The sequence below is a fragment of the Aliikangiella aequoris genome (assembly GCF_053709105.1).
The window spans coordinates 1,364,215-1,388,988 of record NZ_CM132298.1; the positions used below are offsets into that span (position 1 = coordinate 1,364,215).

15 protein-coding genes are annotated in these 24,774 nt (G+C 41.2%); 7 read left to right on the forward strand and 8 right to left on the reverse strand.

Features of this window, described 5'->3' with window-relative positions:
- Positions 1-10: 10 nt before the first annotated feature.
- The 3 genes from ACUR5C_RS06010 to ACUR5C_RS06020 are packed head-to-tail and all read right to left on the reverse strand — an operon-like array spanning position 11 to position 4,744.
- Positions 11-1,531 (reverse strand): SpoVR family protein, encoded by a 1,521-nt coding sequence (locus ACUR5C_RS06010; RefSeq protein ID WP_454467869.1) that lies wholly within the window; start codon positions 1,529-1,531, stop codon positions 11-13.
- A 19-nt stretch (positions 1,532-1,550) separates the two neighbouring features.
- Positions 1,551-2,807, reverse strand: coding sequence for a YeaH/YhbH family protein (locus ACUR5C_RS06015; protein ID WP_454467456.1), 1,257 nt, complete (start codon positions 2,805-2,807; stop codon positions 1,551-1,553).
- Between the two features lie 14 nt (positions 2,808-2,821).
- The gene (locus ACUR5C_RS06020; RefSeq protein ID WP_454467457.1) at positions 2,822-4,744 is read right to left on the reverse strand and encodes a PrkA family serine protein kinase; all 1,923 of its coding nucleotides are present in this window, start codon (positions 4,742-4,744) and stop codon (positions 2,822-2,824) included.
- 885 nt (positions 4,745-5,629) lie between these two features.
- On the opposite strand from ACUR5C_RS06020, the gene ACUR5C_RS06025 reads away from it, so the two are divergent.
- The 3 genes from ACUR5C_RS06025 to ACUR5C_RS06035 all read left to right on the forward strand — a co-directional run bounded on the left by ACUR5C_RS06025 (position 5,630) and on the right by ACUR5C_RS06035 (position 11,227).
- Positions 5,630-7,840 carry a hypothetical protein gene (locus ACUR5C_RS06025; RefSeq protein ID WP_454467458.1) on the forward strand — a complete coding sequence of 737 codons (2,211 nt, stop codon included), beginning with the start codon at positions 5,630-5,632 and terminating at the stop codon, positions 7,838-7,840.
- 125 nt (positions 7,841-7,965) lie between these two features.
- Positions 7,966-9,096, forward strand: coding sequence for a protease SohB (gene sohB, locus ACUR5C_RS06030; protein WP_454467459.1), 1,131 nt, complete (start codon positions 7,966-7,968; stop codon positions 9,094-9,096).
- 193 nt (positions 9,097-9,289) lie between these two features.
- The gene (locus tag ACUR5C_RS06035; RefSeq protein ID WP_454467460.1) at positions 9,290-11,227 is read left to right on the forward strand and encodes a S9 family peptidase; all 1,938 of its coding nucleotides are present in this window, start codon (positions 9,290-9,292) and stop codon (positions 11,225-11,227) included.
- A gap of 125 nt (positions 11,228-11,352) precedes the next feature.
- Here the strand turns inward: ACUR5C_RS06035 and ACUR5C_RS06040 are convergent, their stop codons facing one another.
- From ACUR5C_RS06040 to astA, 3 genes are all read right to left on the reverse strand, one after another.
- A complete protein-coding gene (locus ACUR5C_RS06040; protein WP_454467461.1) occupies positions 11,353-12,642 on the reverse strand; it encodes a dicarboxylate/amino acid:cation symporter in 1,290 nt (429 codons plus the stop codon).
- Between the two features lie 131 nt (positions 12,643-12,773).
- Positions 12,774-14,111: an N-succinylarginine dihydrolase gene (gene astB, locus ACUR5C_RS06045; protein WP_454467462.1), complete on the reverse strand. Its 1,338-nt coding sequence runs from the start codon at positions 14,109-14,111 to the stop codon at positions 12,774-12,776.
- Positions 14,112-14,243: 132 nt separating this feature from the next.
- On the reverse strand, positions 14,244-15,263 hold the full coding sequence (gene astA / locus ACUR5C_RS06050; RefSeq protein ID WP_454467463.1) for an arginine N-succinyltransferase: 1,020 nt from the start codon (positions 15,261-15,263) through the stop codon (positions 14,244-14,246).
- A gap of 269 nt (positions 15,264-15,532) precedes the next feature.
- On the opposite strand from astA, the gene ACUR5C_RS06055 reads away from it, so the two are divergent.
- Together ACUR5C_RS06055 and ACUR5C_RS06060 are read left to right on the forward strand one after the other, a co-directional pair.
- Positions 15,533-16,741: an aspartate aminotransferase family protein gene (locus ACUR5C_RS06055; protein WP_454467464.1), complete on the forward strand. Its 1,209-nt coding sequence runs from the start codon at positions 15,533-15,535 to the stop codon at positions 16,739-16,741.
- 282 nt (positions 16,742-17,023) lie between these two features.
- Entirely contained in the window at positions 17,024-18,757 is a 1,734-nt protein-coding gene (locus tag ACUR5C_RS06060; RefSeq protein WP_454467465.1) for a thiamine pyrophosphate-binding protein, read from the forward strand.
- A 172-nt stretch (positions 18,758-18,929) separates the two neighbouring features.
- On the opposite strand, the gene megL is transcribed toward ACUR5C_RS06060, so the two are convergent.
- Positions 18,930-20,135, reverse strand: coding sequence for a methionine gamma-lyase (gene megL, locus ACUR5C_RS06065; protein WP_454467466.1), 1,206 nt, complete (start codon positions 20,133-20,135; stop codon positions 18,930-18,932).
- A 401-nt stretch (positions 20,136-20,536) separates the two neighbouring features.
- A complete protein-coding gene (locus ACUR5C_RS06070) occupies positions 20,537-21,226 on the reverse strand; it encodes an arylesterase (protein WP_454467467.1) in 690 nt (229 codons plus the stop codon).
- A 144-nt stretch (positions 21,227-21,370) separates the two neighbouring features.
- Between ACUR5C_RS06070 and ACUR5C_RS06075 the strand changes: the two genes are divergently transcribed.
- Together ACUR5C_RS06075 and ACUR5C_RS06080 are read left to right on the forward strand one after the other, a co-directional pair.
- Positions 21,371-22,090 (forward strand): ABC transporter ATP-binding protein, encoded by a 720-nt coding sequence (locus ACUR5C_RS06075; protein ID WP_454467468.1) that lies wholly within the window; start codon positions 21,371-21,373, stop codon positions 22,088-22,090.
- Positions 22,087-24,591, forward strand: coding sequence for an ABC transporter permease (locus ACUR5C_RS06080; RefSeq protein ID WP_454467469.1), 2,505 nt, complete (start codon positions 22,087-22,089; stop codon positions 24,589-24,591). The genes ACUR5C_RS06075 and ACUR5C_RS06080 overlap by 4 nt, the downstream gene beginning before the upstream one ends.
- The last annotated feature ends 183 nt before the right edge of the window (positions 24,592-24,774 follow it).

Below are 24,774 nucleotides of genomic sequence, written 5' to 3' on the forward strand. Positions count from 1 at the left end.
TTTTAAACGCCTAAGTATTTTCTTGAGTTGATGATGTTGGAGGGCAAGCTGCTATTTCAGTTAGTTCTCCGTTTTCATTATGTTCACAAAGCTTTACATCAAAACCCCACAAGCGATGTAAATGTTTAAGTACTTCTTCTGTATTGTCGGCTAGTGGCACGCGGTTATGTGGAACATGGCGTAATGTTAGAGAGCGATCACCTTTCACATCAACAGAATACACTTCAATGTTTGGTTCATTCATACTCAAATTATACTGATTAGATAGTTTTTGACGTATTATGCGATAGCCTTCGTCATTGTGAATTGCGGCAACTTCTAGCTCGCTGTCTTCGTCATCATCAACAATTGCAAAAAGTTTAAAGTCTCGGATTAATTTGGGCGATAAGAACTGCGCGACAAAACTTTCGTCTTTAAAGTTTTTCATGGCAAACTCGAGGGTTTCTCGCCACGGCGATCCAGCAATTTCAGGGAACCATAAACGATCTTCTTGGGTAGGGTTCTCACAAATACGTCTTATATCTGTCATCATGGCAAAACCCAAAGCGTAGGGATTTATGCCGTTAAAATAGGGGCTGTCAAATTCAGGTTGTGCCACTACATTAGTGTGACTTTGGAGAAACTCCAACATAAAGCCGTCGGTAACGTGACCACGATGGTACATCTCGTTTAAAATGGTGTAGTGCCAAAAACAAGCCCAACCTTCGTTCATTACTTGAGTTTGTCTTTGCGGGTAAAAATATTGCCCTAGTTTGCGCACAATGCGAACAATCTCACGCTGCCATGGCTCAATTAATGGCGCGTTTTTTTCAATAAAGTAGAGAATGTTTTCCTGTGGTTCAGACGGAAACCTTGCTCGTTCAGCCTTACTATTATTGCGTTCGTGACTTGGAATCGTTTGCCAAAGTTCGTTTACCTGTGATTGTAAAAAAGCTTCACGATCTTTTTGTCGTTGGCGTTCTTCTCGCATAGAAATTGGGCTAGGGCGTTTGTAACGGTCAACACCGTAATTCATAAGCGCGTGGCAAGAGTCAATTGTTGCTTCCACTTCGTCTACGCCATGCTTTAGCTCGCATTGGGCGATAAAGTTTTTCGCAAAGACTAAATAATCAATTATCGCTTCGGCATCGGTCCATGTTTTAAATAAATAATTGCCTTTAAAAAAGGAGTTGTGGCCAAAACTAGCATGAGCAATGACGAGCGCTTGCATCATCATGCTATTTTCTTCCATTAAGTAGGCAATACAAGGGCTGGAGTTAATCACTATTTCGTAAGCAAGCCCCATTCTACCGCGCCGATAGGACTGTTCATTTTGAATGAAGTGTTTGCCAAATGACCAGTGATTATATCCAATTGGCATACCGACACTGGCATATGCATCGAGCATTTGTTCGGCACTAATCACCTCTAACTGATTTGGATAAGTGTCTAAGCCAAAGTCATCTGCGATAGACGCAATGGTATCGTAGTACTCTTGAATTAAATCAAAGGTCCAGTCAGCGGTTGTTGAAATAGGCTTTGTTTTTTCTATAGCCAATCTATCACCTCTATTATTGTTGCGACTGCTTTTGAAAGAAGTCTCTAAAAACAGGATAAATATCGCTTTGCTCTGCAATTTTTTGCATGGCAAAATTTTGATGGCTAGATTTTAAATTTTCATACTCGTACCATAAGTTTTGTGGTTCTCTCTGGGTGATTTCTACGTAAGTATAATATCTGACTAATTTCAGCAATTTCTCGCTCATTATTTTATGGCAAATTTTTGAGTCATCATTCCAATTATCACCATCGGATGCTTGTGCTGCATAAATATTCCAGTCGGTTGCAGGGAAGCGCTCTTGAATAATTGATAGCATCATCTTGAGTGCACTTGAAACGATGGTTCCGCCAGTTTCTTGAGAGTAAAAAAACTCTTCTTCATCGACTTCTTTAGCCTGGGTATGGTGGCGAATATAAACCACTTCAACATCTTTATAGGTGCGCTTTAAAAACATATATAATAGGATGTAAAAGCGTTTTGCCATTTCCTTAGTTTTTTGATCCATAGAGCCAGAAACATCCATCAAGCAAAACATGACAGCATTGGTTGTGGGTTGTGGTAATTTATCAAAGTTTTTATAGCGCAGATCAAATGAATCGAGATAAGGAACATTTTTAATACGTTGCTCAACTTTTGCTATTTCTTCCATTAATGCTTGACGCTCACTTGAAGGGCAATCATCGGGCAGCTGTTCGAGTTGTTCGTGTTTTTGTTTTAGCAGTTTTTTTAACGGTGATTGACTCGCGATTCTGCGCGCTAATGAGCCTTTTAATGATCTAACAATATCAATGTTTGATGGTGTACCATCGGTATTAAAGCCTGAACGTATCGGCTTGTAGTTAACGATTTTTTTAAGTTTATTTTTCTTTAAGTTAGGAAGTTCTAAGCCTTCAAAAAGTATCTCCATATATTCTTCACTAGAAATTTCAAACGCAAAGTCATCTTCTCCTTCACCTTTGTCACTAGCTCGCCGGCCGCCTTGTTGTCCGCCTGTAGGAGGGCGCTTAATTCTATCACCTGGAGTAAACTCTTTGTTGCCTGGGTAAATTCTTTCCTTTATTCCTCCTTCTCCGCTGCGAAAAGTCGGTTCGCTGATATCTTTACTGGGAATACTAACATTTTCGTTGAGGTCAAAGTCTTTAACACCTCGCTTATTAATTTGCTTAGTGATTGCTTGCTTAATTTGCTTTCGATAGCGCCTAATAAAGCGCTGTCGATTCACAGTGCTCTTGTTCTTTTGATTTAACCTGCGATCAATAACTTGCATACAGAAGGCTCCGCTTAAGAAGATTTTCTAACGCGTAAATACCATTCGCAAAGTAATCTGACTTGTTTGGCCGTATAGCCTTTCTCGACCATGCGGTTGACAAAGTTGTCATGTTTTTTGCTATCTTCTTTAGACGACTTAGCATTAAAGGAAATGACCGGTAATAGCTCCTCGGTGTTAGAGAACATTTTCTTTTCAATTACGCCTTTAAGCTTCTCATAACTAGTCCACTTAGGATTTTTTCCTTGGTAATTAGCTCTAGCACGTAGTACAAAATTAACCACTTCATTTCGAAAATCTTTAGGATTAGATATGCCGGCAGGCTTCTCAATTTTTTCTAGCTCTTCGTTTAGTGCAGCTCGGTCAAAATTCTCTCCGGTTTCAGGATCTCTAAACTCTTGGTCTTGGATCCAAAAATCGGCATAAGTTACGTAACGGTCAAAAATATTCTGACCATATTCGGAGTAGGATTCTAAATAAGCTGTTTGAATCTCTTTGCCTATAAAGTCGACATAATTGGGCACTAAAAACTCTTTAATAAACGAAAGGTAACGCTCGTGGGTTTCTTGTGGGAACTGTTCTTTCTCTAGCTGCTTTTCCAGAACATAAAGTAAATGCACAGGGTTAGCTGCTATTTCAGTTTGGTCATAATTAAATACTCTCGACAGTATTTTAAAAGCAAAGCGGGTAGAAAGCCCGTTCATGCCTTCATCAACACCGGCGTAGTCTCGGTATTCTTGATAGGACTTAGCTTTTGGATCAGTGTCTTTTAAACTTTCTCCATCATATACTTTCATTTTAGAGTAGACGCTCGAATTTTCAGGCTTTACGATGCGAGACAGCACGCTAAATTGTGCCAGCATTTGTAATGTATTTGGAGTGCAAGGCGCTTTATATAGTGATGAATGAGCGAGTAGTTTTTGGTAAATTTTGACTTCTTCGCTAACTCGCAAGCAGTAGGGGACTTTGACAATATAAACCCTATCAAGAAACGCTTCATTGTTGCGGTTGTTCCTGAAGCTGGTCCATTCAGATTCATTGGAGTGAGCCAAAATTACGCCCTGAAATGGCATAGCAGACATTCCTTCGGTGCCGTTAAAGTTGCCTTCTTGGGTCGCGGTTAAAAGTGGGTGTAAAACTTTAATTGGGGCTTTAAACATCTCGACAAATTCCATTAAGCCCTGATTAGCTCTACAAAGTGCACCGTCATAACTGTATGCATCGGGATCATTTTGGGCAAAGTTTTCTAGCTTTCTGATATCAACTTTACCTACAAGAGATGAAATGTCTTGATTGTTTTCGTCGCCAGGCTCTGTTTTGCTTATCGCGATGCGATCTAAAATAGATGGCATGATTTTAACCACTTTAAACTGGCTGATGTCGCCGCCATATTCGTGTAGCCGCTTAACAGCCCAAGGTGACATAATGTTATTTAGGTGGCGTTTAGGTATACCGTATTCATCTTGTAAAATATCGCCATCTTCATCGGCATTAAACAAACCCAAAGGAGACTCAAACACAGGCGAGTCTTTAATGGCGTAAATAGGCATAGCTTGCATTAAACTTTTTAGCTTTTCTGCTAATGAAGATTTACCTCCGCCGACCGGCCCAAGTAAGTAGAGTATTTGCTTACATTCTTCTAGTCCTTGGGCAGCATGAGTAAAATAAGACACGATTTGCTCTATCACATCTTCCATGCCGTAAAACTCTTTAAATGCAGGGTAAACCGAAATGACTTTATTGGAGAATATTCGACTAAGCCGAGGCTCTTTTGAGGTGTCGACTTTTTCCGGCTTACCAATCGCCATTAACATTCGCTCGGCAGCGTTGGCATAGACCGAAGGGTCAGATTTACATAATTCTAGATATTCTGAAAGGCTATATTCTTCTTGTTTTTTACTTTCGTAGCGTTGCTGATACTGGTTAAAAATGCTCATTCCTGTCTCCACTTTATAATAAAGTTAAAGTCACCAACTCGTTAAGTAAAAGTGTGCTTTATAAGACAGCGAAATTTGGATACATAGCAATACTCCGCTGCCCCAATTTCTTTCCAGTTATTCTTTTTTTTTTTGAAATAACCGGGCTTATATTAAGCTTAGTCTTGTTATTCCAAAAATGCAGCTAAAGTTAATAAAATTTAACAAATAAGTTTTAACCGTTATACCTAAGGGTTAGTTACTGGTTAGAACTAAACTTAAAACCCTTGTTGGGTATTATTTGGCAAAACCTTTTTACCGATTAGCGGGTAAAAAACTCAACCTAGCCAAGTTGTTAACTAAAGGGCATTGTTGGCTCATAAAGGTATATTTTAAGATTTTCTGGTGGGGCTGTTCATAATTTAAGCGACATTAATCTGTTTACTTTGTTGCGCTGCAGAAAAAGGCTGGCTTGGGTCGACAAATTAGATAAAGAATTGGCTAAAGTGAATAATACCAAATCAGCGGTTTAGCGCGCTTGCTTTATGTTTGTTGAGTCTAAATGAATTCAAAAAGTATCCTATTTTCGCTAGTTAGAATCCTTTGTTTATTGGTATCGAATGAAAACATTGCTGTGTGGAATTAGCGATCTATCGCCGTAAACCTTTTAAATCTGCATTTAACTGGTCTGAACACTTGCTATTGTAAGGTGATTATGAGTAGGATTAGCGTTGGTCGAGTGGCATGGCATGCTGTAGCTACTCACAATAATTAATTAATAATCAGAAATAGGGTTAGTCCACATTGCTTTTTTTTTGATACACGGTGTTTTTTACTGCGTATTTTAATAGTTAAGCAATATACTTGACGTTAAACCTTTTTTAATTGCCTCTATGGGAGAGATAAATGAACAAGCTCGTTTTGGGAGTCGCCGTAGCTAGCGTATTAGGCGTTGCAGGGTGTAGTGATACCCCTAAAGAACCAGTTATTCCAGGAGGAACTGGCGGTGTAGGACAGGTAGCGTTAACTATGCCAGTATTTGAGCCTGGTGCAGGCAAATTACCTTTACCCAATGATATTCTGTTCAGTGGAACTACAAACCTCACCTTGAATGTTCCTGTAGCAGACGAAACGAATTATAGCGATCCCAAAGTGGCGCTTAGCGCCCTTGATGGTTGGTCTGCAACCGCGCCTTTTGCCTTTTCATTTAAAAACCCAGATGGCGCAGATCTAGATCCAAGCAGTGTAATTCCTGGAACTACAGTACGTATGTTTGAAGTTGACGTCGCAAGACCAGAAGCGCTTCCTGGAACCGGCATTCCTGTTCCTAGCGGACCGGTGACGGGCATTTCGCGCGAGTTAACGCCTGGAGTTGACTTTGTAGCAACTTATGCAGGAACCCTCTCTGTTGCTGTCGTGCCTTTAAGACCTTTAACTCAGCAAAAAAGCTACATGGTAGTTGTTACCGATGGTATTTTAGATACCAATGGAAACCAAATCGTTCCAGATGGACAATACGCTATTGCAAAAACGACATCGCCAATCCAAAGTGGATTGCCAACTTCTGCTTTAGAACCTCTTCGCCAATTAGTTAACGCGATGGAGACAGCAACTTCGGCTGAGGCCGGTATTGCCAAAGAAGATATAGCACTTAGTTTTCAGTTTACGGTGCAATCTATCGGTGATGTGATTAGTACAACCAAAATGGTTTATATTGATGGTTTTCTTGCGGCAGGCGGAGTTCCCTATACGAGCTTCAGCTCTTTATTTACCGACACAGCACCTTTTACAGGTTTAGGTTATGCAGACCTACATAAAGGTGAGTTTGGACTCTCTTACTTTTTAACTGCACCAGATAGTTTAGGTAACCCAAGTCATTTGGGCGAAGCCAATCCAATGTCTGTGTTAACTGATTTTTGGCGTGGCGCAAGCGCTTTTCCTGACGGTCAAGGAGGCTCAATTCCAAATCCGTTTGCTGGTGATGTAACCACTTATGCCAACAAGCTTCCAGCTGCAACTGGTCAAGAGGTTGTGCCTTTACTGGTGTCTATGCCAAAAGTTGCCTTGGGCTGTGCCAAACCGGCCAGCGGCTATCCTGTGATGATATTCCAACACGGAATTACTTCTAATAGAACCGCCATGCTTGGTATTGCAGATACCATGGCTGCTCCACCAACTTGTACTGCGGTAGTTTCAATGGATTTACCGTTACATGGCATTACCGCGAATAACCCTGTTCACTTAGGATTACAAGCAGGCTCTGGCGGTATGTTGGGTATTTTTGAAGGCTATGCTAATGGCGGCGTAAGAGAGAGAACATTTGGGGTCGATTATGTCAATAACGAGACCGGTGCGCCTGGTCCTGACCAAGTGGCAGACGCTTCTGGCGCTCATACCATTAACTTAACTAATTTATTAGTTTCAAGAGATAATGGCCGCCAAGCAATCGTTGATTTACTTGCGCTAGAAAAAGCGATCCCTTTTATGGATATCGACGGTGATGATTCTCCAGATTTTGACGTAACTCAAGTTAAGTTTATGGGGCACTCGTTGGGCGCTATTTTAGGTACTGGCTTTTTAGGCCACTCTGATTATGTTGAGTCAGCGGTATTAGCAAACCCATCTAGCGGAATTGCATTAATGCTAGATTCTTCTCCTGCATTTGGTCCAGCAATTCACGCAGGGCTTGCTGCTCAAGGCGTGGTTAGAGGAACCGCGGACTATGCTAGCTTTATGTTTGCTACTCAAACTGTGATTGATAGCATGGATCCTTCGAGCACTTCGGCGTTTGCGGTCGCAAATAACATTCCAACTTTAGTGTTTCAAAACGCAAATGATATGGTTATTCCTAACTTAGTCGCTAATGCACCTCAGTCGGGGACAACACCTTTAGCAGCTTATTTAGGTGCGACTAACTTAACAGCGAGCGAAGCCGGTTTTGTGCCTGGTGAACGCTTCTTTTCTCGGTTAAATGCCGGCGGACATTCATCGGTGCTTTCTCCTGCTGAAAGTATGGAAATTACCGTTGAAATGCAAACTCAAATCGCGTCATTCTTGTCAACGCCAGCGGGTTCTAAAGCAGTGTTAGTGAGTGATCCGTCATTGTTAGTTGAATAATTCGCTGTCAATTAAGACTGTGTCAATTTAAAGCCTCCTTCGGGAGGCTTTTTTGTTTATTAAACCGCTGATTTACCGTAAGATCAGCAGGTTTAATGATTATTAACTTTTATTCGAGGTGTTAATTGGAATTTTTAGCTGAATACGGCATGTTTCTAGCGCAGTCAATTACAATTGTGTTAGCGATAGTCATTGTAATTGGAGTGATCGCCTCCGCCGGTCAAAAGACCAAAAAGCATATGGAAGGGCATATTGAAGTTATTAACTTAACTGAAGATTTAGAAGACGTAAAAGACGGCATGTTAAAGGAAATCCTTAGTGAAGCTGAATATAAAGCCTTAATGAAGGATAAAAAGAAGAAAGAGAAAGAAGAAGAAAAAGAGCGTAAAAAACAGGCCAAATTAAGCAAAAAAACCAAACCAAAAGCAACGCCAGAGCAGTCTAGTGAAAGTAATGACGAAGCTAATCAAGATCGCGACGAAGAGACCGATGAGAAAAGTCGATTATTTGTATTGAACTTTGACGGTGATATGGAAGCTTCTGATGTTGAAAGCATGCGCGAAGAGATTACTGCGGTAATTAGTGCAGCAGACAAAGGTGATAGGGTGTTGCTTCGTCTTGAGAGCCCTGGCGGTATGGTTCATACCTACGGGTTAGCAGCTTCTCAATTAACTCGCATTAAAGATGCTGGACTAGAATTGATCATCGCTGTTGATCAAGTTGCGGCTTCGGGTGGTTATATGATGGCGTGTGTAGCAGACAAAATATTAGCCGCACCTTTTGCTGTCATTGGCTCAATTGGCGTTGTTGCAGAAGTGCCTAATTTCCACCGCTTATTAAAACACAATAAAGTAGATTATGAGCAACACACTGCCGGTGAGTATAAAAGAACTTTAACTATGTTCGCTGAAAATACGGAAGTGGCAAGAGAAAAGTTTAAGCAGGAGTTAGAAGAAACTCACGACTTATTTAAACAGTTTATTACCGACAACCGGCCGAGTATTGATATCAATAAAGTATCGACTGGCGAGCATTGGTACGGTACACAAGCTTTGGCATTAGGTTTAATTGATGAAATTCAAACAAGTGATGATTTTATCTTACAAAATGCACAGGAGTGCGATGTGTTTGAAATAAACTATCAAGAAAAGAAGCCTTTATCAGAAAGACTCTCTTTTTCAATTCAAACTGCGATTCAAAAGGGCTTTTTTAGTATTTGGCAAAAAAGCATTGAATCTAGATTATTTAAAAGCTAGCAGCCTACCTAAAACTGATTAGCTCGACTAATTTAAGCGAGCTAATCAAAATCAATTTTGAGCCGTTAGTCATGTTTATCTTTGAATAGCTCACCGATTCACTACACAAATTTACGCATTATTACTATATTTAGGTTTATGCTAGTGAACTGATATTGGCATTTAAACTAAATGATTACACTGAGAAGGTTCTATGAAAATAAACCAAGCCTATGGAAGTTGGCCCTCTACCTTAACTGCTGAAATACTTGCCGACAAAGGGCGGCGGTTTGGACACTTGGCACTAGATGATAGCCGTTGTTACTGGATTGAAATTCGCGCTCAAGAAAATGGCCGAGGCGCTTTAGTTAGCGCTGATGCTAGTGGCCAAAGAACTGAAGTTCTGCCGTCAGATATTAGCGTACGCAGTAAAGTTCATGAGTATGGCGGCGGTGATTACTGCGTCTCAAAGGGTAACGTTTATTTTTCTAATGCTAAAGATAATCAGGTGTACCGGTTTGCCGCAGGCGAATTAACTTGTTTAACCAAGCAACAAGCTAATCAAGAAATGCGTTATGCTGACTTTAAGCTGTCACCAAATGAAAAGTTTTTGGTAGCGGTTCGCGAAACACATTTTGAGCAGAATGTCATCAATGAGTTAGTACTAATTGAGATAGCCACCATGGATTGTCGTGTATTGCATAAAGGCTTCGACTTTTATCTTTCACCTCGCTTTTCAAAAGGTGGGCATCGACTAAGCTGGGTATGCTGGAACCAGCCAGATATGCCGTGGGATGCCTCTGAATTATGGCTGGCTGACTTTCATGCTGATGGAAGTATTAGTGCAGAACATAAAGTCTGTGGCGGTGAAACCAGTGCGGTTTTTCAGCCAGAGTGGAGTGACGATGGTGTTTTACATTATTTGAGCGATGCGAGTGGCTGGGATAATATTTACTCGCAACGTGATGGCGTGTTGAACGCACTAACCCCGATTGATCGAGATTTTGGTGTGCCACAATGGATTTTTGGCTTGGGAACATACGTCATTAACCCAGATAACACTTTGTATGCGCTCAGTTTTGAAAATGGGCAACAAAAACTGGTGCATATTGACCCAGAAACTGGCCATATAGAGCCTATCCCTTTGCCGTTTAAGCACTTTGAAGGCGCGTTGCTGGGCGACGCCAATGCGCTCTATTTTTGTGCTGCGAGTCCGGCCGATGAAATAGCAATTTATCGTTATGACATAGAAAGCAAGCAATGCCTTTTGTTATCTGATAAAAGCCAATTTATTTTAGAGCAAGAAGACATCAGTATGGCGGAGCCAATCAGTTTTAATTCGCCTTCTTCGGCTGATCCACAAAGAACTTCGTATGCTTTTTATTATGCGCCGAAAAATAGCCGTTTTCAGTGTGACGACGAAACTGCACCACCGCTGATTGTAATGAGCCATGGCGGGCCCACATCATTTAGTGATAACTCGTTAAATCCTGCTATCCAGTTTTGGACTAATAGAGGCTTTGCCGTGGTTGATGTGAATTATGCGGGCAGTACTGGCTACGGAAAGCGTTACCGGGAGCTTTTATTGGGCAACTGGGGTATTGTCGATGTTGAAGACTGTATTGCTGCGGCAAACTATTTAGTAGAAAAAGGGCTTGCCAATGCGGAACAATTGTTAATTCGTGGTGGTAGCGCCGGTGGTTATACTACTTTATGTGCACTGACATTTCATGATGTTTTTGCGGCCGGAATGAGTCGATACGGGGTCGCTGATTTAGAGTGCTTAGCGGCAGACTCGCATAAATTTGAAGCTCGCTATTTAGACAAACTTGTCGGAAATTATCCTGAAGACAAAGCGGTTTACCAAGCACGCTCGCCTATTCATTCTAGTGACAAGTTGTCTTGTCCAATTTTATTATTGCAAGGTGAAGACGATAAAGTGGTTCCACCTAATCAAGCTGAGATGATGGTCGCTGCCTTAGAGAAAAAGAAAATTCCTTATAGTTATCTATTATTTGCCGGTGAAGGTCACGGGTTTAGGCAAGCCGAAACGATAGTTAAAGCGTTTAATGCAGAGCTTTATTTCTATCGAACTATTTTAGGAATTGAGTCAGAAGAAAAATTAGAGCCAATTAAAATACACCACTTTTAATTTTTCTAATCCACCAATATTTGTCATTAGAGTCCCCAATAATAAACAGTTTTATTATTGGGGCATTTAAAATTTATACTAAAAAATAGTTGGTACTAGAAAATATAGTTGCTGCTAATAGTTGCCTAAGTGGCGTGTTGAACTGCATCTTCCTCTTCAATAATACCGGCATTAGCGTCGTGATAAACTTCTAAATCAAGTTGCCCTTCGCTCTTGGCCACAATAGTACTAACGACGGCATCTCCGGAAACATTGACCGATGTTCTTATCATATCAAGTAATCTATCTACTCCAAGTATAAGACCTATTCCTTCAAGCGGTAGACCGACTTGAGCGAATACCATAGACAGCATAATGAGGCCAACGCCAGGAACACCTGCAGTACCAATTGAAGCGAGTACGGCCATTAAAATTACTGTGATGTAGCCCGAAACGCCTAAATCAACATTGTAAATATTTGCAATAAATACGGTTGCTACGCCTTGCATAATTGCGGTGCCATCCATGTTGATGGTAGCGCCAAAGGGAACCGTAAATGAAGCAACAGAATTTTTGACGCCAATTCGCTCAGTCACCGTTCGCAGAGTGACAGGAATGGTCGCATTTGAACTTGATGTACTAAACGCAAAAATTTGCGCGTTTCTTATTTTGAGTAAAAAGGTTAATGGGTTTAGCCGCGTAAAAACGTAGAGAGTTCCTTGCAAAGTCACAAAAAGGTGAAACATAAGCGCGGTGACTAAAGCAACGACATACCAAATTAACTCTAAAAACAACCCAAAACCAAGCTCTGCCATTGCCTTTGCGAGCAAGCAAAATACTGCGTAAGGCGCCGTAGCCATCACTATGGAAACCATTTTCATCATAACGTCGTTTAATAATTCGATATTTTTAACTAAGCCGTTAGCTTTTTGACCGACTAATAAAATGCTGACTCCAACCAAAACCGCAAAGAAGATAATTGATAACATATCGCCAGAAGCCATAGCTTGAACTGGGTTGCCTGGAATTATGTCAATTAAGACTTGAGTTAATGCGGGCGCTTCAGCAGCACTGAAGCTAGCTGCCGACTCAATATTCATGTCTTTGCCAATTCCTAAACCTGCTGCAATTACAATGGCGGTTGCGATTGCGATTGCGGTCGTCATCATGTATAACGCAAAAGATTTTGTGCCTATTTTACCCAGTAGGCGTATATCTCCAATTCCACAAACGCCGCAAATAAGTGAGAAAAAGACCAGCGGCACAACTAACATTTTTAGCGCATTGACGAATAGTTTTCCGACGACTAAAAATAATCCATTAACAAAATATTCGTTTATAACCGAACCGCTAGTGTTTAAGCCTTGCCAGTTGATTAGCAGGCCGACACACAAACCAGCGAACATGCCGATAAGCACTTTTGAAGTTAAATTCATGGTAATTAGTCTCTATTGAGTGAGTTGTTCTTTTAATTTGTCTGCAAGAATAGCAGTTTCAAAAAAGAAACTAAAGTGGCTATTAAGGAATAGAACGAGGCAATGCTGACCTCGTTCTATCGTTGTAATTATTACCGTTGAAACGGATAAACTGAGCCAATATTTAAGATTTGAGTGAGTTCGTCTAACGCGCTACGCGACTCGACTAATAATTGTGGATCGGCTAAGTCTTTTTCAGTTAACGAGTCGCGATAGTGTTTTTCGACCCAAGTGTTTAGCGTGCTAAATAAGCTGTCGTTCATAAAAACTGACTGGTTTGCCGCTGCTATTTCGATTTCGTTAAGTACCACTCGTTGTCTTAAGCAAGCGGGGCCTCCGCCATTTTGCATACTTTGTTTAACATCGAATATTTTTACTTCCTTAATTGGGTTGTCAGCTGCGATCACTTGTTCAAGGTAGCGTCTAACATTTTCGTTTTCTTGGCATTCACCTGGCGCAATTATCGCCATATGGCCTGGTTTAAGGGTAACTAACTGACTGTTAAATAGGTAAGAATGAACTGCGTCATTGACACTAACGGCAGCGCTAGGCACTTCAACAAAGTGCATTTCTTTTTCGCCGTAAGCCGATTGTAGTTGGTCAAGTACGCTCTGGGTATTTAAGAATGCTTGCTCATGGTAAAATAAGCAGTCTTGATTACCAACCGAAATTACATCGTTGTGAAATACGCCCGCATCAATCACATCGGGGTGTTGTTGAGCAAAAACGGTTTTTTGTGGTGAAAGTTTGTGCAATCGTGCAATTGCTTGCGATGCTTCAAAGGTTTGTCTAGCAGGAAACCGACTAGGCGCTGGTTGGCTATTGTCGAAGGCATATTTGCCAAACACGAAAAACTCGACTCCTTGAGAGTTATAGTCTTGGCAAAAGCGAGTATGATTGGCCGCACCTTCGTCACCAAAATGATCGCCAAGAGGTAAAGGTTGATGATGAGCGAAATGGGCTTTATCTGCAAAGATTGCTTCAAGTACTCTGGCTGTAGTAGGCGACTCGATTGAACGATGAAACTTATTAGATAAATTGGCTGCGGTAAAATGAACTTTAGCATCGCTTGTATCTGCACTAGGAGAAACAGTACATGCATTGGCGGTCCACATGCTAGAGGCAGAACAAGTTGCAGCATACACCGCAGGCGCTTGTTTGGCTGCTTGCTGAATAACTTCGGCATCACTGCCAGAAAACCCCAGCTGGCGTAAAACATGAACGTCAGGTCGCTCTAACGGCGGCAAAACTGCTTGCTTGAGCCCAAGGTCCGCAAGCGCTTTCATTTTTGCCAGACCTTGCAGCGCTCCTTGTTTAGGGCTAGACGCTTGATCAGCATTTTTTAAGGAAGCGACATTACCAACTGATAACCCCGCGTAATTATGGGTTGGTCCTACTAGACCATCAAAATTAACTTCAAAAGCTTGCATGTTAATTACTCTTTGATTGAATTAAACGATAAACGTGGCCGCTTGGTTAAGTGGAAGACCCTTCACTTATGAAAATAGTTAGTGGTTAATTGAGCCATACTAACTGAATTAACCAAGTTAAAGTGGGCAGATTTAATAATATCTAATTCTAATCTTTTCCCCAGCTTGAACATTTAATGCGTTCGCTGTTTCAGGTGCAATAGTAACCTTATTGTCTTGTGGCGGAGCTAGTTTAGCTAAACAGGCTCTAAACGACTTGAGCCCTGTGTTGCTGAGCAACGCATGCATGGTTCCTTCACTAGGCGCGGCGCCAATTTCGACCTCTAATTCAAAGCTCTCCTTTACGCTTCTTATTTCTTCTGTTGGGGTTTCAATCGTGGGGCCTCCATCAAAAATATCGACGTAACCAGTATAGCGGAATCCTTCTGCTTTTAGCATTTGTAAGGCTGGTTTGGTTTGAGGGTGAACCTGTCCGAGTACGGCCTGTGCTTCAGGAGAGAGCATAGGAATGTACACCGGGTGATGCGGCATGAGCTCTGCGATAAACTGGTTATTACCTTCTCCGTTTTCTTTATCTGCCGTGTCAAAGTCAACACCAAAGAAGTGGCGTCCCACGCTCTCCCAAAAAGGCGATTGGCCGTTTTGATCGGAAACGCCGCGCATTTCTGCAACCACTCTATCGCCAAAGCGCTGCGGGTGTTGCGCCATAAATAAAAAGCGGCATTTAGACAAGAGCTGGCCATTACCACCGCCTCTAAAGTCAGGAGACAGAAACAAAGTACAAATTTCAGATGCGTGAGTAAAGTCGTTTGTTAAGGTCAAAAAATTGAGTTTGCGGTAAATGTCCATTGATTTAGAGTAATGAACTTCGGTATTTAATTTATAGGTATAAAAAGGCTGCCTGCTGCCTACCGATGCCACAATACCGCTCGTTCCAACAACTTCGCCTGTAGTGGTATCTTCAAGTACAAAAAGATAACACTCGTCCATTGGCGGTAAGTCTTTCTTGTTAAAAGCGTCTATTGAGTCTTGAATTTTGGCTTTTAAATGAACTTCGCTATGAGGCAAGGTGGTTAATCCACTTCCGGTTTTCGCTGATAAAGCGACAATCGAGGGAAGATCTTCCATTTTTACTGGCCTAATTACCATCATATAGCGCTTTCTCCTGTGAAAACTGAGTCATCGAGTCAATAGTTGACCCAGCATTATACTCAACAAATGCGACTAAGGTAAAAGTGTTCGCTTATTTTATTGAGAATAATTTGCCTTGGACGGAGGGAATTTGAAAGTCAGCTTAAGATTATGTGTAAATTCCTACTTTTTCAAAAAAAATCGCTTGAACACTGGAAACAATGTATGAAATTAGCGATGATACGGGGCTTTACACTATCCAACTTTATAACTTTAAACAGGTAAATATCATGACAAATGTGACTCGGGAAACTTTCAATGACGTAATGGTTCCAAATTATGCTCCATTAAAGATTATTCCGGTTAAAGGCAAGGGCGCAAAATTATGGGACAAAGACGGTAATGAGTACATCGATTTTGCAGGCGGTATCGCGGTAAACGCACTAGGTCACTGTCATCCTGAGTTAGTTTCTGCGTTAACCGAGCAAGCACAAAAACTGTGGCATTTAAGTAATGTTTTTACCAACGAACCTGCGTTAGAGTTAGCTAAAAAGTTGGTTGATAATACTTTTGCGGACAAAGTTTTTTTTGCCAACTCTGGCGGCGAAGCCAACGAAGCGGCGTTTAAATTAGCAAGAAAATACGCATCTGAAAACTTTGGCTCAGAAAAAAACGAAATTATTTCATTTAAGCAAAGTTTTCACGGACGTACTTTGTTTACAGTAAGCGTAGGCGGACAAGAAAAGTATACCGAAGGCTTTGAGCCATTACCGCAGGGAATCACACATTTAGAATTTAATAATATCGAAATGTTAGAAAAAGCCGTTTCGGATAAAACCTGTGCCATCGTATTAGAACCAGTGCAAGGCGAGGGTGGAATTATTCCGGCAACGCCTGAGTTTATGCAAAAAGTCAGAGAGCTATGCGATAAGTTTAACGCAGTGATGATTTTAGATGAAATTCAAACCGGTATGGGGCGAACTGGCAAACTATTTGCCTATATGCAGAGCAATGTAGAGCCAGACGTTTTAACCAGTGCTAAGGCGCTTGGTGGCGGCTTTCCGATTGGCGCTATGTTAGCCAAAGACAAATTTGCTGCGGCTTTAAAAATAGGCACTCATGGGAGCACTTACGGCGGAAATGCATTAGGTTGCGCGGTGGCTTCTAAAGCATTTGATTTAATCAACACGCCAGCGTTGCTCCAAGGTGTTAATGAGAAGCGTGAGCTTTTTAATACTAAGCTGCAAATGATTAACGAAAAATACGCGCTTTTTTCTGAGGTAAGAGGTCAAGGCTTGTTGATTGGCGCTGCACTGAACGAAAAGTTTGCCGGTAAAGCAAGAGACTTTATGGTTGCTGCGTTAGAGCAAAATTTAATGATCTTAATGGCTGGCCCTAACGTTATTCGGTTTGCTCCTTCTTTAGTGGTATCAGAAGCAGAAATTGATGCTGGAATGCGCGCTTTCGAAAAGGCAGTTGCGCAAGTTGTTGCAGCTTAAATAAAGCGCTCCCAAAGCCTTAAAATTAAAGCGCCTTAACTGTGATTAGTTAAGGCGCTTTTTTTGTGTTTTTAACTCGCTTTAGCAAGCTGTTTGGGTAGCTAATGCCGCTGATGAGCGGTGAGTTATTTGGGTATTTTCCTCAACACTAGCTGGTATTAATCTTTAAAGTTAGCTCGTCAGTATCGGCCGTAATCTCTATTTTAATAATGAGATAATTGGATTTTTAAAGGTATTTACGCTAAAAATCATTTAATCGACCTACATAGGTAGTAAATTTAAATGAAACGATCCGGCGCTTGGCTAGTTAGGCATGCTTTAGAGCAATTACCCATAGAGCATACGTTTGGAATTCCAGGGGTTCACAATACTGAGCTTTACGACGAGCTGCATAAGTCGAGTAAAATTACGCCAATTTTAGTGACCCATGAATGTCACGCAGGGTTTATGGCTGACGCGGTGAGTCGGACTAGCTCAAATATTGGATGCTTACTGATTGTTCCGGGCGCTGGAGTCACTCACGCGGCTAGTGCAATTGCTGAAGCTTTTTTAGACGGTATTCCACTATTAATTATTGCTGGAGGGATAAGAAGCGACTCTCAGTTTAGCTACCAATTACACGATATTGCGCAGCACCCCATGTTAGCGCCCATTACAAAAGCTCAGTTCAAAGTAGAAAGCCACCAGCAACTTATTAGCACTATCTTTCAAGCATACAACACCGCTATTGACGGCGTGCCTGGTCCGGTTTTTGTTGAAGTGCCAGTGAATTTACAACTGGATAAAGGCACTATAGATACAATTCCTAATTATGCTCCCCCTAACACCACCTATGAGGTAGATAAACGATTGGTATCAGCCGCTGTAAGTATTATCGATGAGGCCAAACAAGTTGGATTATTCGTCGGCTGGGGGGCTGTCGATGCGCGCAAAGAAGTTGAATGGCTTGCAGAATATTTGGCAGCGCCGGTAGCCACTAGTTTACAGGGTTTAAGTAGCTTTAGTAGTGAGCATCCGCTCCACTGTGGCTTTGGTTTTGGCGAAGCAGCTGTACCAGCAGCTCGTAATGCGTTTAAGGACTGCGATTGTTTGATCGCTATTGGCGTTAAGTTTAGTGAGGTTGGAACCGGCAGCTATGGTATCCAAGTGCCACAGAATCTGATTCATATTGATATAGATAAGACCGTTATAAACCGAAACTATAACGCCAGCGTAGGACTTATTGGGGACGCCAAGCAAGTGCTTGTCGCGTTGCGTGCGGCGCTTGAGTTTACTTTAAGCGCACGAGACCAAACTCGACGACTAAAGCAAATAGCAGAAGATAAACGACAATATTTAAAGACCTGGGAGACATTAGACCAAAGCGAGAAGGTTAACCCAATGCGTTTTTTCGAGGCGTTAAAATTAGCCTTAGATGATGATGCGATTATCTCGATTGATGATGGTAACCATACTTTTTTAAGTGCAGAGTTAATGTCGTTTAGTCAGCCAAGGCAGGTTATTCTGCCTACCGACTTTAACTGTATGGGATATGCTGTTCCAGCCGCTATTGGAGCGAAACTTACCCACCCAGAAAAACAAGTGATTAGCATTGTTGGTGATGGAGCATTCTTAATGTCTGGCATTGAATTAGCCGGTGCAGCTGCTAATAATATTGGTAGCGTTAATTTTGTTTTCTCAGATGGCGAACTTGCACAGATCTCTCAAGCGCAAGACAGAACCTATAGCCGTAAAACTTGCACCCAGTTAAATACCATTGATTTGTCTTTATTCGCACAAAGTAATGGGTGCGATTACGTAAAAATAGAAAATAATCAGTCCATTGCCAGTAATATAAGTCGCGCTCTTGAAATAGCAGAGCAGGGGAGGCCTGTAGTGGTGGATATTAATATTGATTATTCAAAGCCTACTTGCTTTACGCAAGGAGTTATTAAGACCAACCTTAAAAGGCTCTCTCTGAATACTAAAGTACGTATGGTAAACAGAGCTCTGTTAAGAAAGCTAGGTGTTGGGTAAGTAAGCTAGGTGTTGAGTGAGTGAGCTTGGGTGTTTGTTGTTTGTAGTCTATTGTCTATTGTTCATAGTCTATTGTTAGTGGTCTGTTGTTAGCAATCTGTTTATTAAGTCTATATAAATCAGTGCTTTTGGCCGCAGCCATTAAATGATGTTAATGGCTGCGGCTAATAGTTTAAATGACGTTTTTAAGTCGGTTAGTCATGGTGTTTAAGGCTTGGTCAATATCGGCAATTATGTCGTCTGCGAACTCTAAGCCTACAGAAAGGCGCACTAAGGTTTCACTAATTCCTGCGGCGGCTCTCTCTTCTGGAGTGTAGGGAGAGTGAGTCATTGAGGCAGGATGTTGAACTAGGCTTTCCGCATCGCCTAAGCTAACGGCAATGGCACAAAGTGACAGGCTATTCATAAAGCATACTGCGTCGTCAAAGCTTCCATCAATTTCAAAAGCCATAATTCCGCCGCCAGATTTCATTTGTTTACCGATGAGAGAGTATCCTTGATGATCCGCTAACCCTGGGTAGTTGACTTGTTTTATGCGTGGATGGGCTTGCAGGTATTCTGCGACTTTTTGTGCATTTTGACAGTGCCTTTCGACACGCACAGATAGGGTTTTTAGTCCTCTAATAATAAGCCAAGCATCATTAGGGCTCATTACTGCACCCATATCTTTAAGGGTTGTAAGTTTAATGTTTTCTATTTGTGCTTTACTGCCGCAAGTAATGCCTGCGATAACATCACCGTGTCCATTAAGGTATTTGGTTGCACTGTGAACAATTAAGTCGATCCCAAATTCTGCTGGATTTTGCAGCGCCGGTGACATAAAAGTGTTATCAACAACGCTAACTAAATTATGCTTTTTAGCGATGTCTGCGACCATCTGGATATCAATCACAACTAAATTGGGATTTATGGGTGTTTCAAAATAGATGACTTTCGTGTTGGGCTTTATTGCAGCAGTTATGGCTTTAGCGTCAGTCATATCGACAAAGCTTACGTCTATTCCAAACTGGGCGAATTTATGATTTAACAAGGCAAAAGAGCAGCCATAAAGCGCTGCAGAAGCGACTATATGATCACCTTTCTCTAAATTGGCTAACAAGGTCGCAGAAACAGCTCCCATACCAGAGCCAAAGGCAGCAGCATCTTCGGTTAACTCAAGTGCTGCCATTCGCATTTCAAGCTCACGGACCGTTGGATTGCCTAAGCGTCCGTAAATAAAACCTTCTTCTTCACCCATAAAGCGGGCGGCACCTTGTGCAACATTTTCGAAGGTAAAGGTCGAAGTTTGATAAATAGGCGTGCTAAGCGCTCCAAACTGTTTATCTTTTATTTTTCCAGCATGAATTGTTTTAGTGTCAAGATGAGAAGAATGAGTCATTTTTTACCTTTGATTTTTTCACTTTTCGAACCAGTTACTTAGCAGAAAACTACCTAGGCTAAGCAGTAATATAGGCAAAATAACTTAGAACCGGTTGGCTTTCAAGTTTATTCTGGGGTATTTGTTTTTCTAATAATTAAAAAATGTATTGGTTTGTCTTTGCGGAATAAAGCAATGAAAAATCTGTATTTAACGTTGCATTGTGTCTCGCCTTGCTTGAGGGCGTAGCTTAAAAGTTGGCTTTGTTTCATGTGAAGCTAAAGGCTCTGTTATTTAAGCAGTGAATTGAAGTTTTAAACAGGGTTGCTTTTGATGTTGAGTGGGGGACTCAAGTTTTTGCCGCATTCTATTTAGATGCGCAAGATGACAGGCTCAGTGATTGAACTTAAATAGTTATTACTTTAACTTGATTTAACCTTATTTAGGTCAAGTATGGGTTGAAGATGCTGCCAAACTGTTTGCATAATGATGGGCTGGCCCAGCTCATTGGGGTGAATGCCATCAGCCTGCATGAGTTCGCGGTTCGTTGCTACACCCTCTAAAATAAACGGGATTAGAGAAACTTGGTAAGTTTCCTTTATTTGCTGATAAATATCATAAAATTTTGTCGTGTAGGTTCTCCCAAAGTTCGGCGGCAATTGAATACCGGCTAGTAGCACTTTGGCCCCATGTGCTTGAGATAGCTCTACCATTTTGGCGATATTTTGTCGGGTTTGGCTTAAGTCGAAGCCACGGAGTCCGTCATTTCCGCCAAGCTCAATTAAAACAATATTAGGCTGGTGTTGTTTTAATTGCTTTGGTAGGCGTGCCAGTCCACCTTCAGTTGTTTCACCGCTTATACTTGCATTAATGATTTTTATATTGAGTTGCTTGTTTTTTATGAGGTCTTGTAATAACTTGGGCCAGCCTTTATCTTGTGGCATGTTGTAGGCAGCACTTAAACTATCGCCAAAAACCAAAATGCGCGTTTCTAAGTTGCTGTTAATCGAAGTTTCAGTAGCAGTGATCGAATTTGCGTAAAATACGTAAGTTGAACAAACGATTAGCAATAAGATGGTTTTTAAATGACTGAAGTTAGGGTTGCTTTTCATGCGGTACCTGTTTAACTGAAACTAAGTTAAATGAAAGTGTTGAATTGGTCTGCTTGATTGCCACCAATTGAGTGTCTTGCACCAACTATTTTTTGATAGTGCATGATATACGAATTAATTTGGAATAACAAAAAGTGAGTTTGAATGTTAATTGCTGAAAACTTAAGTAAGTCGGTTGCGATAGAAAATCGTCAATTACGTATTCTCGAAGATGTTTCTTTTAAGTTAGCGCAAGCTAAAAGTCTTGCAATTGTGGGTGAATCAGGTTCGGGTAAAACGACTCTTTTAGGGCTGTTAGCCGGTTTAGATACGCCAACAAGCGGCAAAGTAATTCTAAATGGCCAATCTATTTTCGATATTAGTGAGGAGCAGCGAGCCTTATCGAGAATGGAAAACTTGGGGTTTATTTTTCAAAGCTTTCAACTGATCAGTGGTTTAACGGCCCTTGAAAATGTGATGATGCCATTAGAGCTGAAAGGCGACAAAGCGGCAAAGTCAAAAGCAAAAGCCATGCTAAACGCGGTGGGCTTAGGCAAGCGCTACAAGCATCACGCTAACCAACTTTCTGGTGGAGAGCAGCAACGCGTGGCTGTGGCTCGAGCATTTGTGACTCAGCCCAAACTGTTACTTGCAGACGAGCCAACTGGTAACTTAGATACTGAAACTGGTCAAAAAATTATCCAGCTAATGTTTGATTTAAATGAACAACACCAAACCACCTTGGTGCTGGTCACACACGACCAACACCTTGCTCAAAAGTGTGACCATTCGTTAGCTTTGCGTGCGGGAAAAATTATCGATTTTAAGCAACATAACGGCAATAAAAATACCAACGATGATTTAAAGCCTGAGGCAGTTGAATGAGTTTTTTAGCTGTTACATTTAAAATTGCCGCGCGAATTTTTAAGCGAGACTCTAAGCGTGGTGACTTGTTACTGTTAATACTCTCTATGAGTATTGCGGTGGCCTCTATTAGTGTTATTTTTTTACTTGTAGAGCGGTTTGAAGCGGCAACAAATAAAGAAGTTGCAGATGTACTTGGCGCCGATTTAGTGATTACTTCGCCGCAAGAACTACCTTCCGATTGGCTTGATATGGCAAGTCAAAATAATCTACAACAAGCAACGTCGGTAGAATTTTCAAGTGTATTATTTGCCAATGAAAAACTGCAACTAGCCTCAATCCAAGCCGTAAGCAGTAACTACCCGCTAAGAGGTCAAATTGAAATAAGTCAAACACCCTATGCAACACAAAAACAGGCCGTTAATATGCCTCCGTTAGGAGAGCTATGGGTAGAACCGAGAATTTACAATAGTTTAAATTTAACCCAAACAAGTCAAATTGAATTAGGATACACCCATTTAAAGCTTGGCGGGGTTATCGCATTAAAGCCTGGTCAAGGCAGCACCTTGTTTAATATTGCGCCGGCTGCAATCATTAACTTAGATGATTTAGACAAAACCAAAGTGGTTCAGCCTGGCAGTCGCATCGTTTATCGATACTTATTTGCTGGTGAACCTGAATCGATAAATCAGTATGCCGCTAAAATAAAGCCTTTGCTTTCCTCGAGTCAGCGGCTAGTAACAGTTTTTGACGAGTCACCAATTGCTGGTTCTGCAATTTCTAGAAGCAAAAAATATATAAGCCTATCAACCTTATTAACCATGATTTTGTTAGGTCTCACCGTAGCACTTGCGGCAAACCGTTATGCCCATCGCCAATTTGATTTGAGCGCACTCATGCGTTGCTTTGGGCTAAATAGGGCGCAAGTATTTAGTGTGTTTAGTTTTATTCTAATTTTTGTATGCGTTACAGGAATAGCCTTGGGGGCCAGTTTCGGAATTTTATTTGAGGCGGTTTTGGTAGAAAGCTTTGCTGAGAGTGTGGTTAAACAACTGCCAGCTGCTAACTACAAAGTATTGCTGCTACCCTTCGTTGCGGCTACTTTGTTGCTCTTTGGGTTTGCCTTTCCATCTTTGTTGCAAATACAGTCAGTACCACCGATGCGAGTTTTGCGCCGTCAACTTGCTCCAATGAGCTTAAAAAGCTGGGGTGTTTATGCTTTAGCCGCGGCAACTTTAGTTTTTGTCATGTGGTTACAAATGCAAAACTTAAAATTATTATTAAGTGTTTTATTAGGGTTAGTCGGGGTAGCTTTTGTTTTTGCGCTTATTGCAGCGTTACTACTTAAAGCCGCGACTAAGCTGCCTTTGATTCGATCGCCTGAAGTTAAATTTAGCATTCGTCAGCTTAATGCTAATAGAAGTTTTACCTTAATGCACTTGCTGTCATTTAGCATAACTTTATTTGTGATTGCGTTGGTCATTTTAGTAAAAAGTGAGCTACTTAGTAAGTGGCAGCAAAGTCTAGGTGACAATGTGCCCAATCACTTTTTAGTCAATGTTAAACCGCAAGATGTAAAACCACTAGAAACATTTTTTGAACAGAATAATTTAACTTTTTCTGGTTTGTACCCGATGGTACGGGGGCGTATTACTGGAATTAACGGTGTAGATGTAAAACAAGCGGTTGAGGAAAAGTCACTATCGCATAACTCGTTGCGCCGTGAGCTGAATATGACTTGGGCGCAACAGTTACCTCTGGGTAATCAAGTTGTCGGTGGCCGCTGGCAGTGGCAAGCTGAGAATGACTCCGCACAAATTTCTATTGAGCAAAAAACCGCCGACGCGCTACAACTTAAAATAGGGGATAAACTTAATTTTAATATTGGCTCGGAGCCTTGGGATGCGGAAATTGTGAGCATTAGAAGTATCGACTGGCAAACTTTTACTCCTAACTTTTATGTGATCTCAAATCCTGGTGCATTAGATAAGTTTAACGCTACTTATATCGCTAGCTTTAAATTATCGCTAGAGCAAAAGCCGTTATTAGCGAAAATTGTTAGTGACTATCCAAGCGTTAGCATAATCGAACTAGACGCAATTTTAGCTGAAATTCAATCTATAATTGAAAAAATAAGTCGCGCAATTGAAGTGATAATGCTCTTTGTAGTAGCCGCTGGTTTGGCTTTGCTGTGGGCTGCTATGGAGCACACTTTTGATTCAAAATACAAGCAATCTGCGATTCTAAGAACCTTGGGAGCGAGTAAGCAATTTATTAGTAAGAGCTTTCGTTTTGAGTATTTTTGGCTAGGAGTTTTGTCCTCTATTATGGCGATTATGGCAATTGAGCTAGTTTCATTTGTACTTTATCGTTTTATTTTTGAAATTGAGTTTGAGTTTCATTGGAGTCTTTGGGCGGTGCTTCCTGTAGCCACGGTTGGATTTATGCTAATTGCCTCTTGGCAAGGGGTAAAGCGAGTAACAAAGCCATCTCCCATTACATTGTTAAGGCAAAATAGTTAGTTAATTCGGTTCAATATTGCGCAATTATAGCTACCCATTTGGCGGTTAATATTTAAAAACTTAAATTAAGTGTTGACTAAGCTAGGGTAATTGACCATAAAATAAAAAGGCAGTAAACAAGTAAGACGCTAAAGTAGGTGCTCGTTAAGCTGTGACCTAGTAAATAGGTGAGTGACAAATAAC